Raw genomic sequence first — 16,915 nt, forward strand, 5'->3', positions numbered from 1 at the left:
GGCCAGCCTTAAGCGGAGGCGCAACGGAGGGGCCGACCGAGGGAGCCCTTCTAATACCGTTGGATGTCTTGCGCTCTCGCGCGGTTGGCCGACTTACTACCGCGTCCGGCCGCGTGATGGGGCCGCGCGCAATGGGCAGACAGCCGGACCAAAGCCCACTGCCCGCCAAAACGTCGCAGTACAGAGGCTGTGGGGAGGCTCCCGGTGGGGATCGGCTCGCCTGAGCCGGTTTCCGGCTTAGGCGAACGGACGGCCCTCGCCGCGTCGGGACGGCCGGGTCAAGGCCGCGTTAGCGCCCGAAGGGCTTGGCCTTGAGGCGGACGGCTCGGCGTGGCCCTTGCACACGAACGGTATCAAAATGCCTCTGGAAGCGGCAAATTAAGCGGCGAAATCCAACCGCATCACTAGGCACAACCGCTTGCCAAGCGTAGATAATTGACCGGCAATGAAAGCGGCAAAGAATGACATCGACATCGACGATGGAACCGATGATGCCGGAGGATTCCGGGCATCGCCTTGAGGATGCGGCGACCGACTTGGTGGCCAAGAGCAACGCCCTTGCGGCACGCCTCCACCCCATCCTGCGGGGGACGGTCGGCGACCTGGTCCGCTCGATGAACTGCTATTACTCGAACCTCATCGAGGGGCATCAAACGCTGCCGGTCGATATCGACCGCGCGATGGCCGGGGACTTCCACGACGAGCCTGAGCGCCGGAACCTCCAATTGGAAGCCCGCGCGCATATCGACGTGCAACGGCTCATCGACCACGGAGAGGCACCGGTCCCCGTCCTCTCGGTCGACTTCATTTTATGGCTGCATCGGAAATTCTGCGAGCAACTGCCCGAGGAGCTGTTGTGGGTCACGAACCCGGACACGGGTGAACGGAAGCGCGTCATTCCCGGCGAGCTAAGGGACTCTCATGTTCGGGTGGGGCTCCACGTTGCGCCCGACCCTACGGACCTGCGGCCGTTTCTTGATCGGCTGGTCGAGGCCTACAGCAGCAACCACCTTTCGAAATTGCGCAAGGTGATCGGGATCGCGGCGGCTCACCACCGGCTCCTGTGGATTCACCCGTTCCTGGACGGCAACGGCCGCGTGGCGCGGCTGTTCTCACATGCACTGATGCGGGAGCTGGGAGTCGGCTCAGAGCTGTGGTCGGTCTCGCGCGGCTTGGCGCGCAGCGTCACGGAGTACAAGGCGCTGCTGATGGCCGCCGACGGCCCACGACGCGGAGACCTGGACGGCAGAGGCAATCTTACGCAAGCGGGTCTCGATGCCTTCTGCGGGTTCTTTCTCGATACCTGCGTCGACCAGGTCAGCTTCATGGAGGAACTGCTGGAGCCGCCGGAGCTGCTGCGCCGGATGGAGATCTGGAGCGAGGAAGAAATCCGCGCCAAACGCCTCCCGAAGGGCTCCTGGCCGCTGTTGCGGGAGGCGGTCATGGCGGGTGAGTTCTCCCGTGGCGCGGCACCGGCGCTGACCGGCTACGAAACACGGCAGGCGCGGACCGTGCTCAACACGCTTATCGACGCCGGGTATCTGGTTTCGCCAACGGCCCGCAGCCCGGTCCGGCTAGGGTTCCCGATCAGCGTTGTCGAGAGATGGTTGCCCCGGCTCTATCCAGGGACGGCTGTACCCACGGCGCGCTTTGAGGCGTGACTGCCGGGCACGCGCGACCTCTGCCTCGGCGACAGTGCCGTAAGACGTGGTGCGGACGGTCCCGGGCTGGCCGATACGCCCCCACTCGCAGATTAAGCTGCAGCCGCCAAACAGGTCTGGCTGCACGTCCAATCGGTAGAAGCGGGCCATATTCCGCTCCGGATCGATGTGCGTGAGGTGCAGGACCGTCACGCGCCGACCCTCGCGATCGTCGACCGACTGACCCCATAGCTGTCGCCGAGGTCGCGGGACTTCTCCCCGTTGGCTAAGCGTTGGCGGATTTCGGCGACCTGTTTGGCGTTGAGCTTCGGCTTTCTCCCCATCTTCACGCCACGCTCGCGGGCCACCTGACGGCCCTCGTGGGTGCGCTTGATGATCCTCTGACGCTCATCCTCCGCCATCGCCGAGAAAAGCGCCATGAAGCCCTGCCCCATTGGCGTGCTGAGGTCGATGTAGGACCGATCCAGCACCCGAATGACCGCCTTGCTCTCGATCACGCGCTTAATGATTTGCAGGCCGTCCCACATCGAGCGGGTCGCACGGTCCCACTCCGCGATCACAAACTCGTCGCCCTCGTCGAGCTGGGTCAACGCGGCCTCAAGGTCCGGCCGTCCGGCCACGGTCTTGCCGCTCGCCTTGTCCGAAAACACCAGGTCGCAGCCGTACCGTTTGAGGGCACGCAACTGCCGCTCCAGGTCCTGGCGAAGGGTGCTGACCCGGGCGTATCCGATGCGGCGAGTTTTGGGACTCATTTATGCACAACCTAACCCACTGAGGAATCAGTGGCAACTCCGCTGTGCATAATTCTTGATTTTTGAGCTGCAGCCGATATTAGGGCAATGGCCAAACATTCGGCAGCCAGTGACTGCCTTCTGCCTCAATACTCCCGATCGCGCCTATACCGACATCGACACTTTCGAGCTTAGCGATAACAGACCTGACGCTTGATTCACCCAAAACATCGCCGACCACAACATGGTATACGGGCGTATGCAAATTCGCGTACAGACGCAGCAGGGCGATTAAGAGGATTCTGGCACCATCTCCAACCACAACCGTACGCAAATTGTACCCCACTCCCGGAGTCGGCGGCGGTATATCAAATGCCCCACCAACAATGTAGGAAATATTCGATCTTGCGCCAAGAATGTATGGCAAACACAACGGCCTAAAATCATCCAGACCCAGCGTCCACAGCACTTGGCCGTATCCAATCTTGGCCAACAGCCGCCCAAAGCTGTTCGGAACGTGACGAAATTTTACGGTGAGCTTCATTCCGTACTTACTTTCGAAGCCATTCGCTTTTTCGTCATCACAGACGGCTGTAAACTGCCACTCCCCCGAAATATCGAGATTTTCGGGGGAGCCTATTAAAATCCCAGCCTTCTGCATTTTGTAAAAGATCATCGCCGCAGGGTAGTCACTGTAGGGCACTTTCACAGTTCGGCCCGGGCGCTCTGGATCATGCAACTTTATGTGAGTCGGGCGACTTCTCTTTCGGCGGCTCGGGGCGTTGTAGCTAATCCGAGCATCGCCCCACATCTCACGTGCTACATCCTGCTCGAATTTCTTCGTTATATCTGCGCATCTCAGGCAGCTTGCCTTTTCTATAATGTGCCGCCCGCCGAGCGAGAATGGCAGGAAATGCTCGTCTGTGAGTTCAACACCGGCGTCACCGCAGTAAATACACTTTCCTTTCGATGGAATCCGACTCGGCCCGTGCGACACAACACATGCCTCTGACACTTATTGCATCTGAGGCGACACCCCAGGCGCACCCCACACTTCCCTGCCTAGATTGTACTATCCAACCCGAGAGTACGGATAGGCGTTTCGAATGTATGCGTTGAGGAACTGCCCCTTTGAGGGCGCCTCGCAAAACTGCTGGTACAATGCTGCTCCGACATTGTAGTATTGATACACCGTCCCGTTTTTGAACTCCACCTCAAGGGTTTCACTGGGTTCGTCGTATCCGACACTCGCGAGATTTGAAGATGATACGGGGTCTCGGTTCATGACACTTCCTCCTCCGAAGGCGATTCATCCTCCACGGGGGCGCGATGAATCTTCGTTTCCACAGCAACTGCCGTCGTACGTTGAGCCCGCCAGGACGCGACAACGCGGTCGTATCCTTCCGCTTTGCGGCGGGTGCTCCACGCTTCCGTGACATTCGGGTCAGCGCTTCGGGGCAAATGGGCCTCAGACGGCAGGGTCGCACGGCATCGAACAGGAAGCCGAGCGGCCTCCCCCGCGATAATTGCCTCCCCTGTTCTCAGAACCGGCAGCAAGTCCATCAAGCCTGCTAGATTATCCGGAAGCGCGCCGCGCACCCGATTTCTGTCATTGGGATTGGCTAATCGAAGCGCGATGATCGTGCCACACTGAGACAAAATCGTTTCATCAACTTCGGCCGGGCGCTGAGAAACGATCATGGCGCCGATGCCGTATTTCCGCCCTTCCTTTGCAATTCTCTTGACGACATCACAGGCCACATTTGTATTTTCCGCACCCAAGTATCGGTGCGCTTCTTCCATAACCACAAGCAGCGGCCTTAGTATTCCGCCCTCTGTCTTCTCGCGACTCCAATACAGCGCGTCGTAAACGATACGCAAAATGGACCCGATTAGACGTATTAGAGCGGCGCTCGGTACACCCGATAAATCCAAGATGGTTATTTGTCGTTCGTGCCCAAGCCACCCTTGGAGCAACTTATCGAGGTCCGCCTTCACTCCTCCATTCAAATCCGGCTCCCAAGGGCCCGGGTGAAGCAGAAAATCGAATCGTCGATCGAGAAGCCTCGACCTTAAGAGATTCAACTGCCGTCTGATCCCCTTCGCAGCAGAGTTCATATAGGGACCGGCTGCACCCATCGCATGGGGCTTATACTGCGGAGCACTAAGCTTTTCAGCGTCACCCTTAGCGATTAATGCTGGCTTATCCCGCTGCTGCCCTTCATAGGTCGTCGTTTCGAAGTCGACGAGCTCGTACCAAAGTCGCTTAAGGCTAAACGGTACAGGACTGTCTACCGTCAGGGACTGCGGATCTAACCCAGGAAGTGAAGCTTCCGCGACCCGTAACGTTTTCAACTCAAATATCTTATCTGTGAATGCGATTTCTTGGTTGTCGTTCAGCCCTCCGGCAATGAAGCCGAGAAGCTCCCCGGCCTCAAGAGCCCAGTATGGAATGTATAGGGGCTCTTCGCCAGGCTGAGGCGTAGCGCTAAATACTTTAGAAATGTCGGCAAGCGGCTGGGCATACTCTCCATGCAGATCCAAGAGAAGAATTCGAGCACCGGGTGATCCGCCTTTTGGATCATCCGGCCTGACAATGGAACGCAACAAGCTCACAACTGTTGTGGACTTTCCTGCACCTGTTGATCCAACCACCGCAGAGTGACGGGTGATGAGACTGTCTAGTGAAAGCCGCACAACAATGTTCTCAGCGCTGGCCAAAGAACCGACTGCAACTTGGTCGTTACCGCTGCTTCCATAAATCCGCTGAAGATCGGCCTCCGTGACGATATGCACCGAATCTCCAACGCTTGGATGCTGGCTCAAACCACGTTCAAATCGGGCTCCAATTGCTTCGCCAGCAAGTTCAACCCGCATCCACCGTCCGGCATTCGCTCCTGGCTCCGTCCGATCTGGCGCTGCTTTTGCACCAACTTCGCAAACGATACCAAAGAGGTCTTGGTAGCCTTGCGGGATGCGGACGAAGCTTCCAACCTGGGCCACTCGATAAGTGTGTCCGTGAATTATCGCGAGCCCAGAGGCCAGCGATTCTGCCAAAATCACTGTAACCGATGCGCCCGAAACAGCGGCGACGGTCCCGAGATATGTGGGATCACTTCCCTTCAAGTGCTGGCTCCTTCGCGGTAGCTGACGCTGTGGAAGCCTCCGGGTCTGCGGCGGCCGCCGCCATTAGGTCCGAAGCCTGCGCGAGGGCGCAGAATCTAGCGAACCGGGCAAAATCACCGAGCAAGAAGACGGGTGCTCCGTCCGCTTCCCGCTTATCCCAGAAGCTTGCGCGAATCTCTGCCCAGTTCTTCGGAAGCTCTCCCGGAACCCAAGTCCCAGGAACTCCACTGATGACTGCGCCATCTGCCGCGTAGACGCTGAGGTTGGGCCTATCAACCGCAATTCGGCACGCACACTCCTCTTGAGCTAACTGTTGGTATTGGAACGCCATAACAGCAGTATTCGCATTTACAGCTAGGGTCTCATCTAAGACTGCACAAATATGCGCATCACGAAAGGAGAACCCAATCGCCAAGATCAGCGTATCGGGGGTCAACAAGAAATTCTTTAGGCGCTCGAATAATGCCGCGTAGGGCTGCTTCTGCGTAAGGTCATACTTGAGATAGTCTGGGTAGACGAGTTCATTTGACTCGCGACCACCTCGCCGAACGATAGCGCCGTTTTCGGCGGCCCACCCCAGCGATCCGTGGAGTTTCCAAAGACGCGACCACCTGGGCGGCAGGTCGTCGCCGGCCACGGTCACAGGATCGAAGAACGGAGCATGCCCGCCCGAAAACCCGTCAAAATACGCCGCTCGGGCTTGCTCGAACGCTTCTTCGAAGAGCAAGTCGTAGTTCGTTGTAAATATCTCTACGGCGTGTGCTCTGTGCGTCCCGCCGATCCACGCCACTAGTTCATTGTAGGGATTCCGCTGTTGCGGTAGGCGAGGGCCCACCAACTTGCCGATTTCAGCGCATATGCTCTTCGCCAAGGTTTCGTATTGTTTCCCATCCATGCCGCTAATAGAAATTGACCCAAGCGCCTGTTGAAGCAGTCGGACGCGCGACAGAATCGATTCAATATTGCTTTTGGCTCCCAATTCGACATGAATTGCATTTGCAGCAACACCGTGCGGCCCGGAAAGAGAGCTAAGCACCTTTGCCGTCAACTCGTTTACGCCTGGGATGAGTGGAGTTCCCGCAGGATGTGGTTTTCCGTCAGCATCGAGCCGGATCGACATCGGCGCTCCCGCACCGATTAAAAGGCCGATGCGTTTTCTGCCTTGCGAGAGCACGTACCTGAGATCGGCCATGAACCGATCAGGATTGTGAATCGTTTCCACTTGTTCCCCCTCTTTTATTCATGTTTTACACCCGCGCGAGAGGTAAGGAAACGGGCCTGCGCTGGTTTAGGCTGGTGGCCGGTCTGCAGCGATCTTGCGCGAGGGATCGAAGCCCGGAGGGCGGAGACGCATCGCGGCTCCGTTCACGAGAGCCCGGCCCGAAGGGGCGCGCCACTCCGCCCGCGAAACCTGCTCGCTCAATAGGCTGAACAATATACGAAACTGATATCCAGCCGTACTCTCCCCTCGCCTCGGCGCATGGTGCACCGTGGCATGGGAAAGGATGACGTGCGCTTACTTCCGCTCGCCCTCGTGCTGATCGGGGCAGTTGGCTCGGCCTGGGCTGACTGCACCAATCCCCCCGGCCAAGCCGGGTTCGTGCGCTACGCCGCCAACGTCTCCATGATGGTCTTCTGCGACGGCACCAACTGGGTCAGCATGTCCGGCGGCGCCAACGTCACTGTCGGCGGCAACGTCAACAACCCGGGCGGGGCCGATACCTACGTCCAGTTCAACAGCGGCGGCACGGCGTTCGGCGGCAGCAGCGCGTTCACCTGGAACACCGGCACCAGCACCCTCTCGGTCACCAACATTTCCGCCACAAACCTCTCAGGCCTCCTGCAAACCGCCGCCCAGCCGAACATCACAAGCGTCGGTACCCTCACCGGCCTCACGGTCAACGGCACCGTCAGCGCCACAACGGTGTCCGGCACAACCGGCTACTTCACCAACTTGGTGGTCAACGGCGTCTCGGTCACCGGCGGCGCCCAGGCCGACCGCATCGTCTCGGGCAGCACCAAGGTGGTGGCCAACAGCACCACCGACATTATCAGCCTGAGCACGGCCAACGTCACCTGGGGCTACTTGGCCAGCTCCACCAGCTACCTGCCGACACTGGCGGGCGCCAAGGTGAGCAGCACCAACGCCAGCCACAACACGGTGCAGCTGGTGCCCGAACCGATCACCAACATCATGGGCGGCGGCGGCAACTACATCCTCTCCGGCACGACGGCGGTTTCCACGTCGTCTGCCGGGACGATCAATTTCGCCACCAACGGCAACACTCAAATGACGATTGATTCCGCGGGGAATGTTGGCGTTGGAACCTCGGCACCAAGCACGGCACTGGATGTCAGCGGCACCTTTATTCGTAAGATTTACCGGGCTTCCGGTGTTGGTCCCTACATACAATCACCAGGAACAGTCACCGGCAGAACGTTGACCTTCACAAAAATGAAAAATGGAACTGACATTCTTATTCGTTATGCAGATACGCTAGGTGCCTATCGGACAAGCTCTTTGTCGACCTACTGCACTTTTACGATTAAAGTCGATGGGGCTAATTGTCCGACATCTATTGCGGGCGTAGTTTACTATCCTGGGGCATCCGATGCTGTGATGTCTCCTAGTTACATTGAAGGTTCCTGCTCGGGATTGAGCGTCGGCTCTCATACCATTAGCGTTGCCTCAACCACGTCAACTGCCATGTGGTGTTATGCTGGATACTCTCCTGCGTCATGGTCGCTAACGGCTGAAGAAGTTTACTAACGTTCGTAGGTATCCATTCGATCGCGAACACGAGGTCTCCCAAACTCAAAGCCGACAACGACACCCTCCGCCACACCCTCCAGGCCAGCGCATCCGCCTGCAAATCCCTCGAAGCAGCGCAACGGGCCGACCACGCCGCTCTGGAAGCCCTACGGCGCCAGGTAAACGCTCTCGTCCCCGCTCGCCACTGACCGTGGAAGAGCTGAGCGGGGGAGGTGAGCCTTCGCTCGAAAGCGAAGACTCAGAACCGGTCTATGCCTTTATCACCATCGGATGGCGGCGAAAGCCTCTCCACGGGCAGCTAATGCGGCTTCGTACTCGTCCGCTTGGCGGTGCCAATCTGGATAGATGCGAAGTCCATACGCCTCCACACCTGGAACACCGGCATCGGTGTCCAGAAGCAGACCGGCAATGAGACCGTGAAGTTCGTGTAGACTGGGAGTGGATAACTCGTTGTATTTCATGGATTGCTCCTTTGGTATGGGCAGCACCATTGCTGCCTCTTCTATTTAGTAAATCGAGGAGTTCACCAAGCAGAGCTCCGTTCGGGCCATACAGGCAGCCCGGCTCTGGCGCAGCTCAGAGCGCCACCGACCGGACGAACGCGAGATAGAACGGCTCCGTCAGCAAAACCGGCATCGCCGCATCGAGCGGCAGCGCGAGCGTGAGACACCCTCCCCGGCGCACGGCCGGAACATCGTCCAGCCGATCGAGCCGCACCCAATAGCCCTGCGGGCCGCCTTCGGGATCGAGACAGGCGAAGTACACCGTCAGATGGAACAGGCGGGCGAACGTCCTGAGCTTCTGAACCTCCGCCACGTCGAATATCAGCCCTTCCGGGTAGACCGTCTTCGCCTTCACGTCGAAAGCAATCAAGCCGACGCCTGGGATGCCGACCAGGTAATCCGGGCGCTTGATCTGACCGCGCAGCGGCACCGGGACGGTCAACGGCGACTGCTCGACATACAGGTGCGGCAGCACGGCCGAATCCAGCCAAGTGCGGAAGACCTGTTCGGCCTGCGCACCCTTGGCGATGTCGGCAGGGTCGACAACACGGCGTGCTCTCCGGACGCGGGGCTTGTTCATATCCGCCTATGGGCGGCCCCGGGAGCACGACCTGACAGCACGGCGTGCGCCCGGCTGGCGCTGGAAGGCACCCGCCCCGAGCGCCAGGTCGCCGGGGGTGCGGGGGCGGCCTTGGAGCGCCCCGCAGGCCTGCTGGAAGGCCGGAGGCCCTAAGCAGGCCTCGGGAAGGGTTCGGGGAGGGCTTCCCTCCCCGATCGCCGGGCGTGTCCCGGCGACCTCTACGGCAAAGCCGCCGTCACTACTGCGAAGCTCTTAGGTAGTGACGGCGGCGGCCCGCGAACGCGACGCCCGCCACCAACAGCCCAGGATTCCGCCAAGCCCAGCCCGTTCTGCAGCTGTGGCACCGCCCTGTCAGAAATGAGTGCTGGCGAGTGCCAGAAGGGAGTGCACGGGCTGCACGGGCCTGTGCCGGTAACACGCCGCCGGGCCATCGGGCCGGGGAAGTCGGGACACACACGGCCTTCGGGCCACGACCAATTCAAAGGAGAAAACCATGACGATGTTCATCATCGACGCGAGCCGGGCGCATCCCGGCAAAAGAGCTGATCGGCGTGACCCATCGGGCAACACCCACAGCCATCCGTAAAGGAAGCGAATTCAGGACGGCCCATAGAAGGCGGCGCCAGCAGGCATTGGAAGAGCCACGCAGCGTCCCCCGGACCAACGAATTGCAGACCAAGGAAAGGAGCGACGGTCCAGCTAACCGGAATGCCTGACCAACTCCGCTGAGAAGCGGGCGGCGTGTTGCCACGGCACACGGCGCGGTCATCAACACTAAACGAAAGTAAGAGACGTGGACGCACTGGCGTTCGACCTAAAAAGCATCACCCTCGCCGCGGGCGAGGGCTCGTACCTGACGCGCGCGCAGCGTCACCGGGGCTTGCAGTTGATTGCGCGTGAGCTGCGGGGGCTCGGCTTCAAGCTGCCCGCCGCAGGCTCGCTCAAGCCCAAGCACATCGAGGCGCTGGTGGCGCATTGGAAGACATCAGGCCTCTCGGCCGGGACGATCAAGAACCGCATGGGGTGGGTGCGGTTCTGGGCCGGGAAGGTCCGCAAGGCGGGCGTGCTGCCGCGCGATAACGACCGCCTAGGGATTCCGGATCGGCACAGCTTCAAGGGCAACCGGGCGCGTATCACGGTCGGCCAGCAGCTGACCGCCCTGCCCGATCGCATGCGACTCGCCATCCGGCTTCAGATGGCCTTCGGGCTGCGGCTGGAAGAGAGTTTGAAGTTCCGGGTGAGCCAGGCCGACACAGGCGACGCAATCGCCTTGCAGGCGAGCTGGTGCAAGGGCGGCCGGTTCCGCGAGGTGCCGATCACGCATCCGCGCCAGCGGGCGCTGCTCGAGGAAGCGCACGCGCTCTGCGGGGACGGCTCGCTTGTGCCCGAGGGCAAGACGTTCATTGAGTTCCGGAAGGAGATGGAGCACGCGACCTGGCGGGCGGGCATCCGCAACATGCACGGGCACCGCCACTGGTACGCGCAATGGCGCTACCAGGCCCTAACGGGACGTCCTGCCCCGGCCGCAGGCGGCCCGACCTATGAGCGGCTGAGCCGGGCCGAGCGGGCGACCGACTATCGGGCTCGCATGACGATCAGCCGCGAGCTTGGCCACAATCGCCTGCAGATCACGGACACCTACCTCGGCAGCCGCTTTGCCCCGAAAGGCGGTGCGTGATGCGCGCTCCCCTCGCCAAACTTCTCCCCATCCTCCAGGCTGAGACCGCCCGGGCGATCGAGACGGCCGCGGCCGAGATTGCGCCGGAACAGGTCCGGGCCAAGATCACGGCCGCAGCCAAAGCCGGTCAGTCGGCGCTGCGCGTCCGGCTCCCCTCCCCCGTCAACGTCCGCGACACCGAAGCCGCAAAAGCCCTCACGGCCTGGTGCAAGAAGGAAGGCCTCAAGCTCGCCTGGGAGAATCGGGCAGCAGATTTGGAAGACGGTCGCCGGGTGATCGTGTGGGAGCCGGAGATTTCGTGGTCGGTGCTCTGAGGAGCGCCCCGACCTCGGGCTAACGGCGGACGGCCTTCTCCAAGGTGGATGCCACCCACTTGTTGAGGCTGACTCCGGCGCGCCTGGCGGCCGTGGACACTTCCTTGTGGAGCGACGGGTCGGTTCGAACCACAAACTGACCTGAGAACGGCTTCTCTGGCTCCTCTCCCCGCTCCTTGCAGAAGGCCAGGTAGTCCTCGATCGAACCGGCGAGGGCCTTCTTAAGCTCGGCCACAGACTTGCCCTGGAAAGTGATCACGTCGCGCAGGTTGGTGACCTCACCATGAAAAATCTCGGCGTCTTCGTCGTACTCGACGATCGCCTCGTATCCCTTGTAACTCATCGTGGTCATGGTGTTATCCCTGCTTCAGTCAGAAAGCGGCGGACGGATTTTACAGCGCCCTTGTCGGTTTCCTTCTGCGGGTGCGGGCGATGGAATACCGCGCGCACGTCGTTAAGGGCGACCCGGACCCGCGACCCGCTCCCTTCGCTGATCTCTGCCCCACATGCCCGAAAAAGAGCTTCGATGTCGGTCCAGACGATGCTGGACCGAACCGGGGCGGCGAAGATCGCTTCCAGGATCGCCTGGTGCTTCCTGCTCAATTCCATATAGTATCACATTTTGATATCAATTCAAGAATCCTCTTGCGAGAAGCGTATGCCGAGGACCGATCCTCGGCGACTCCGGTGCCGCGATACTTGGCATCTTTGGCAAGATGGGGGACGTACTCGAAGCTGGGAGCCGAGAGTTGGCACGGGCACCGGCGGGATTCCCGCTCCGGGGCATCACGATTTTACGCCGAATCGTACCCACGAGTTTGCGGCAACCCGGCCACACGACTGCGTAGACTTTTGGCAGGTGCGCTTGGCAGCGATGCCGACCCGGCGCAGCTTCTTTGCGATGAATCGCACAATCGTAAACACGACCACCACCATCGGCGTGGTCAGCCAAAAGGGCGGCGCTGGCAAAACCACCGTGTCGATCAACCTGGCGGCGGCCTACGCCGCAGCCGGTCAACGGGTTCTGCTCGTCGATGCAGACCCGCAAGGGACGGCGCTCAAATGGTCGGCTCTCCGAGACCGCGACCCGCTGTTTCCTGTCGTCGGGATGCCGAAGGCAACGCTTCACAAAGACATCCGGGGGGTTGCGCGCGACTTCGACGTCGTCGTGATCGACGCGCCCCCACATAACAACGAGGTCGGACGATCCGTCATTGCCGCAAGCGACTTGATCGTCATTCCCGTCCAACCCTCCGGCCCCGACGTGTGGTCCACGGCCGACACGGTCCAGCTGATCCGCGAAGCCCAGCAATTCCGGGACAATCTGAACGCCGTAATTGTGATCAATCGTAAAATCGTGGGCACGGCTCTGGCACGCGACGTGATCACGGCCGTGAACGGCCTCGGCATGCCCGTCGCCAAGACGCATCTCTGCCAGCGCATCGCCTATGCCGAGTGCATCACCCAGGGCCTGACTCTCGCCGAGGCTGAGCCCAAGGGCGGCGCCACCAAGGAATTCTCTCGGCTGGTCGCCGAACTCCGCACAACAAAAGAAAGGATGGTTGCATGAGCGCCAAGGTGGTGCCGGTCAAGATGCCCGGTTTCGATTCAAGAAAGGCCGATGCGTTCGTCACCGGCGGCGCGGCCGTCGCCGCCGAACCCGCACCAGTCAGAACGAAGCGCTTTACCATCGACGTGCCGCTCGACCTCCATGCGCGCGTCAAGATCGCCTGCGCCAAGCGGGGTTTCAACATGGCCGATGAGCTGAGACGGATACTCGAACAGGAATTTCCGGCCGAGTGAATACGACAATGCGCTTTTACGACGGCACGTCTTTGCGATTTGGCGGGTCCGCACATGCGTGACGGCATGGACGCCTTTCGGGAGGCTCTGGAATGCCGGGTCGGGCCAGAGGCTTTCCGGTCCTGGTTTACGGGCGTGCAGTTCAATCACGAGGCCGAGGTTCTTGCCGTCCACGCGCCAACGGACTTCGTAGCCCGCACCCTCCGATCCGAGTTTGAGGTCTCAATCCAGGAAGAGGCACGCTGCGCATTTGGGGAGAAAGTCACCGTTGAAATCGTCGTTCCGAGCGGAACTCCCGCCCGAGCCGCGCAAACCGAGCCTCTGGCCGAGATATTCCGGGCGGTGGCACCAAACGACAACCAGCGCGACTTCTTTGTCCCTGATCTCACAGAGGTCGCCATCAAGGACGAGGTCCACCTTATGGAAATGACCCCGTTCACGCTCAACAAAAGCACCGAGACACGATCTGAGCTTGTCTACGTAACGCCGCAGGGCTTGACTCTGCGCGTGAAGGCGGGTGCGGATCGCGAGCTGCCGTCCGTTGAGGACTACGACTTGGTTCTGATGATGCAAAGCTGGCTTGCCGACATGGCGAACCAGTACCGAACCTCCGTGGAACAGTACGAGGCAGAGAAGCGTGCAGGAAAGAACGTCGCACCTCCGGCTCTGCCGCCGCGATCTTTCGACGTCAGCATCAGCGAGGTCGTCAAGTTCAAGCGAATGAAGTGGGGTGGTCACCGCAGTGAGGACGTGCTCGACGGGTTGAGACGGTTGGTGGGAGCCGTCATCTCGGTCGACCCACTCAAGGGTTCCAAGTACCGAGGGGGCGAATTCCACCTCATCGACAAGTACGACATCCTCGCCAAGACTCCAGACGGGAAGGCATCGCGCCTGCGCATCGACATTCCAAACTGGACCTACGAGGGCATCGTCGAACGGGCGGTGCCCACGCTGCGCACATACAGCCGCGATTACATGATCCTGGCGCAGCCGCTCCATCGAGCGCTCTACCGGCTTCTATCTCTCAAGGTGCCCAAGGACAGCACCGCACTCTACGTCGTGAGCCTGGTCGAGCTGGGCCAGCGATTCCAAACCCGGCAAACCCAAAAATATTTCAACCGGACTATCAAGGGAGCGGTGGAAGCATGCCAAGGCCGCCTTCTTGGGTTCCGGCTTGAGCTGGTCGGGCAGAAGGATGACCGGGCGTTACGGGCTTGGCGCGAGTTACCGGGCTTGTCCGAAGACGCAAACGCTGATCACCACATCACCCAGAGCAACTGAAAATCGTAGGGTCGTATTTGCGATCCGCTGATAACCGTGTCACCTGCGGATCGGCACCTCACCACACTGATTTCCACGTCACCTACCGCTGATCGCCACCTCACCCGGCCGGGCTTAAAATCGTGAAGTCGTATTTGCGAGCCACTGATAACCATGTCACCGCCACTGATAACCGTGTCACCCGGCACTGATTTCCACCTCACCCATCACTGATAACCGTGTCACCCGGCGCTGATAACCGTGTCACCTGATGGGGGCTTAACTGCTCGGATTCATTTCGCTATTTCGGTCCTATCCTTATATCCTTAGATATCCTTCTTTCCGCGCTCCCGCGCTGCGCCGTCGAAAGACGGCCCTTGAAAGGAAGGGGCCGTCTTCGCCGTCGCCGGGGTTGCTCCGGGACACACCGAGGGAAGCTTGCCTGTTGGAAGGGCGCCGCTGCGGCCCCTCGATCTGATGTTGACAACCACGCCTCCCGCGATTTGAATCACGTCCAGGCTGCAAGCGCGGTTGAGCGTTGGTTCTCAAGCCGGTTGACTGACTAACTGGCGGGAACGCGACTGCTTCCTGGCGCCGCAGAGCCCATCGCAAGCCGACAGCTTCGGACTGATAGCGCCCCGCCTGCGGGCCTGACCGAAACTTGCCGTCGCCGCTTGCGCCCTTCCGATTTCTCCAGCGAGAGCCGTCCAGACTCCGTCTGCGGCGATGAATGCAATCATGCTCGGAGAACGCACATGAGTGGCACGCTGCTCAAACTCAGCATTGTCCCCAAGCGCATGCTGACCGTGGACGAAGCCGCCGGTCACTGCGGTCGGCCGGTCAAGCGGTTCCAGATCGAGTGCCCGGTGCCCGCCGTGATCTTCCCCAACGGCGACCGGAGATTTGACGTGCAGGACCTCGATAAGTGGCTAGACTCTCTCAAGGTTGGCGCCGACGACGCGGACGCGATCGTGGCCAGGTTGGGCACCCATGACCGTCGTTCGGGTTAGAGGCTTCCAAATCTTCGCGGACCGCCACGGCCGCATGCGGTGCTATCACCGCCGCACGCGGACGGCCGTCGATTTGCGCAAGGCGCCGCTCGGGTCGCCGCAGTTCTTCGCCGAATGCGCGCGCATCGCCGAGCTAAGCAAACTCGCGCTTCCGGCAAAGCCGGGCACGCTCGGCAAGCTCATCGCCGAGTACAAGGCACACCCGGCGTTCACCGACCTAGCGGAACACACGCGGGCCGATTACGCCCGCATCTTCGAGTATCTGCGGCCGATCGACGGCACGCCGCTCAGCCGTTTCGACCCGCCCCTGGTGGTCCGCATCCGCGACAAGGCCGCGACAGGCGGCAAGCGCCGTTACGGCAACTATGTCCGATCGGTGTTGAGCACCGTGTTCGGCTGGGGCGTCGAGCGCGGCTATCTCGCCATCAACCCGGCCAAGGGCGTGAAGAACCTCCGGCGCCCGAAGGGCCTGCCCGACGCCAACCGGCCCTGGATGGACGCGGAACGGCATGCCGTGCTGGATCACGCCCCGGCCCACATGCGGCCCGCCCTGGCCCTCATGGCGTTCACGGGCCTCGGGCCGGGCGACACCCTGCGGCTGCCGAAGGGGTTCTACAAGGACGGCCGGATCGCCACCCGCCGGAGCAAGACGGGGGAGCCGGTGTACTGGCCTGCGCCTGAGCCCCTGCGCGCCGCGCTGGCGGACGCCCCGGACCACGACGCCGAGACCCTGTGCGCCAACTCGGACGGGAAGGCGTGGACGGTCGACGGGTTCCGGACCTCCTGGGGCAAGCTCCGGCAGAAGCTCGAAGAGGACGAACTCATCGGCCCCGGCCTCACCCTGTACGGGCTCCGGCACAGCGTGGCGGTGATTCTGCGGGAGTGCGGCTTCGACGAACGCACGATCGCCGACGCCCTCGGCCAGAAGACGATCGAGATGGCGCGCCACTATGCGCGCGGGGCGGACCTGTCCCGGAAGATGGAAGATGTGGCGGAGACGTTCGGCGAGGAGCTGATCCGGCGCCGGGCCAAAGTGTCAAACCCGACCGCGAAAGTGTCAAACCTGCCGCCCCGGCCGAAGCAGCCGGGTCAGAATATTCAGGTTTTGCGGGAGGTTAGTGGTGGGCGCACAAGGACTCGAACCTTGGACCCGCTGATTAAGAGTCAGCTGCTCTACCAACTGAGCTATGCGCCCGCACGCCTTGGCGGCGCGCGTCTGTAGCAAACGAGGCCGGCCGTGTCTACCGCGTCGGACCGGTATTTTGCATGCCACGGATGCAGGCCGCCGGTCTGCCGCCCCGGCGGCGGCGGCTCGCCGGCCGCGGTGCCGGTCTCGCCGGCCGAATCGCTGAGGCCGCCGGGTCGAAACCCGGCGGCCTGCGAGGCCCGGCAATCGCTGGGGGGCTGGGGGGAGGCATCGGGGTGCGATCGCCGAACCTTTATGAATTCGCTGTCGTGGCTCCTCTTCGTCTGCGG

18 protein-coding genes, 1 tRNA gene and 1 pseudogene are annotated in these 16,915 nt (G+C 61.3%); 9 read left to right on the plus strand and 11 right to left on the minus strand.

The window, feature by feature from the left end:
• The first annotated feature begins 479 nt into the window (after positions 1–479).
• Positions 480–1,661 carry a Fic family protein gene (locus J2S22_RS17430; protein ID WP_272775940.1) on the plus strand — a complete coding sequence of 394 codons (1,182 nt, stop codon included), beginning with the start codon at positions 480–482 and terminating at the stop codon, positions 1,659–1,661.
• Here J2S22_RS17430 and J2S22_RS17435 read toward each other — a convergent pair.
• From J2S22_RS17435 to J2S22_RS17460, 6 genes are all read right to left on the minus strand, one after another.
• Positions 1,575–1,811 (minus strand): WGR domain-containing protein, encoded by a 237-nt coding sequence (locus tag J2S22_RS17435; protein ID WP_284701015.1) that lies wholly within the window; start codon positions 1,809–1,811, stop codon positions 1,575–1,577. The genes J2S22_RS17430 and J2S22_RS17435 overlap by 87 nt on opposite strands.
• Positions 1,812–1,849: 38 nt before the next feature.
• Entirely contained in the window at positions 1,850–2,413 is a 564-nt protein-coding gene (locus tag J2S22_RS17440; protein WP_272775942.1) for a recombinase family protein, read from the minus strand.
• Between the two features lie 79 nt (positions 2,414–2,492).
• Positions 2,493–3,101 carry a hypothetical protein gene (locus tag J2S22_RS17445; protein WP_272775943.1) on the minus strand — a complete coding sequence of 203 codons (609 nt, stop codon included), beginning with the start codon at positions 3,099–3,101 and terminating at the stop codon, positions 2,493–2,495.
• 363 nt (positions 3,102–3,464) lie between these two features.
• Positions 3,465–3,677 carry a KTSC domain-containing protein gene (locus J2S22_RS17450; protein ID WP_272775944.1) on the minus strand — a complete coding sequence of 71 codons (213 nt, stop codon included), beginning with the start codon at positions 3,675–3,677 and terminating at the stop codon, positions 3,465–3,467.
• A complete protein-coding gene (locus tag J2S22_RS17455) occupies positions 3,674–5,518 on the minus strand; it encodes an ATP-binding protein (protein WP_272775945.1) in 1,845 nt (614 codons plus the stop codon). The genes J2S22_RS17450 and J2S22_RS17455 overlap by 4 nt, the downstream gene beginning before the upstream one ends.
• Positions 5,505–6,740, minus strand: a complete 1,236-nt coding sequence (locus tag J2S22_RS17460; protein WP_272775946.1) for an SIR2 family NAD-dependent protein deacylase — start codon at positions 6,738–6,740, stop codon at positions 5,505–5,507. Before J2S22_RS17460 ends, J2S22_RS17455 begins: the two co-directional genes overlap by 14 nt.
• Before the next feature lie 273 nt (positions 6,741–7,013).
• Here J2S22_RS17460 and J2S22_RS17465 point away from each other — a divergent pair, with 273 nt between their 5' ends.
• Positions 7,014–8,288: a hypothetical protein gene (locus J2S22_RS17465; protein WP_272775947.1), complete on the plus strand. Its 1,275-nt coding sequence runs from the start codon at positions 7,014–7,016 to the stop codon at positions 8,286–8,288.
• A 263-nt stretch (positions 8,289–8,551) separates the two neighbouring features.
• Here J2S22_RS17465 and J2S22_RS17470 read toward each other — a convergent pair whose 3' ends face one another.
• Positions 8,552–8,752, minus strand: coding sequence for a hypothetical protein (locus tag J2S22_RS17470; RefSeq protein WP_272775948.1), 201 nt, complete (start codon positions 8,750–8,752; stop codon positions 8,552–8,554).
• Positions 8,753–8,867: 115 nt separating this feature from the next.
• Positions 8,868–9,374 carry a hypothetical protein gene (locus J2S22_RS17475; protein ID WP_272775949.1) on the minus strand — a complete coding sequence of 169 codons (507 nt, stop codon included), beginning with the start codon at positions 9,372–9,374 and terminating at the stop codon, positions 8,868–8,870.
• Between the two features lie 793 nt (positions 9,375–10,167).
• Here J2S22_RS17475 and J2S22_RS17480 point away from each other — a divergent pair.
• Positions 10,168–11,052: a phage integrase N-terminal domain-containing protein gene (locus tag J2S22_RS17480; protein ID WP_272775950.1), complete on the plus strand. Its 885-nt coding sequence runs from the start codon at positions 10,168–10,170 to the stop codon at positions 11,050–11,052.
• Complete coding sequence (locus J2S22_RS17485; RefSeq protein WP_272775951.1) at positions 11,052–11,366, plus strand: hypothetical protein; 315 nt, start codon at positions 11,052–11,054, stop codon at positions 11,364–11,366. Before J2S22_RS17480 ends, J2S22_RS17485 begins: the two co-directional genes overlap by 1 nt.
• A 19-nt stretch (positions 11,367–11,385) precedes the next feature.
• Here J2S22_RS17485 and J2S22_RS17490 read toward each other — a convergent pair whose 3' ends face one another.
• Positions 11,386–11,718 carry a type II toxin-antitoxin system HicB family antitoxin gene (locus J2S22_RS17490; RefSeq protein WP_272775952.1) on the minus strand — a complete coding sequence of 111 codons (333 nt, stop codon included), beginning with the start codon at positions 11,716–11,718 and terminating at the stop codon, positions 11,386–11,388.
• Complete coding sequence (locus J2S22_RS17495; RefSeq protein WP_272775953.1) at positions 11,715–11,975, minus strand: type II toxin-antitoxin system HicA family toxin; 261 nt, start codon at positions 11,973–11,975, stop codon at positions 11,715–11,717. The genes J2S22_RS17490 and J2S22_RS17495 overlap by 4 nt, the downstream gene beginning before the upstream one ends.
• A 265-nt stretch (positions 11,976–12,240) precedes the next feature.
• On the opposite strand from J2S22_RS17495, the gene parA reads away from it, so the two are divergent.
• The 5 genes and pseudogenes from parA to J2S22_RS30925 all read left to right on the plus strand — a co-directional run.
• The gene (gene parA / locus J2S22_RS17500; protein WP_272776020.1) at positions 12,241–12,936 is read left to right on the plus strand and encodes a ParA family partition ATPase; all 696 of its coding nucleotides are present in this window, start codon (positions 12,241–12,243) and stop codon (positions 12,934–12,936) included.
• Complete coding sequence (locus J2S22_RS17505; protein ID WP_272775954.1) at positions 12,933–13,169, plus strand: hypothetical protein; 237 nt, start codon at positions 12,933–12,935, stop codon at positions 13,167–13,169. Before parA ends, J2S22_RS17505 begins: the two co-directional genes overlap by 4 nt.
• A gap of 54 nt (positions 13,170–13,223) precedes the next feature.
• Positions 13,224–14,450 (plus strand): replication initiator protein A, encoded by a 1,227-nt coding sequence (locus tag J2S22_RS17510; RefSeq protein WP_272775955.1) that lies wholly within the window; start codon positions 13,224–13,226, stop codon positions 14,448–14,450.
• Between the two features lie 734 nt (positions 14,451–15,184).
• Positions 15,185–15,439: a hypothetical protein gene (locus J2S22_RS17515; RefSeq protein ID WP_155481176.1), complete on the plus strand. Its 255-nt coding sequence runs from the start codon at positions 15,185–15,187 to the stop codon at positions 15,437–15,439.
• A 538-nt stretch (positions 15,440–15,977) separates the two neighbouring features.
• Positions 15,978–16,388 (plus strand): annotated as a pseudogene (locus J2S22_RS30925) (tyrosine-type recombinase/integrase); the annotation flags it as partial.
• 170 nt (positions 16,389–16,558) lie between these two features.
• On the opposite strand, the gene J2S22_RS17520 reads toward J2S22_RS30925, so the two are convergent.
• Positions 16,559–16,634 (minus strand) — tRNA-Lys (locus J2S22_RS17520).
• Positions 16,635–16,915 lie beyond the last annotated feature (281 nt).

Source organism: Rhodoplanes tepidamans (assembly GCF_030813915.1).
Taxonomy (GTDB): Bacteria; Pseudomonadota; Alphaproteobacteria; order Rhizobiales; family Xanthobacteraceae; genus Rhodoplanes; species Rhodoplanes tepidamans.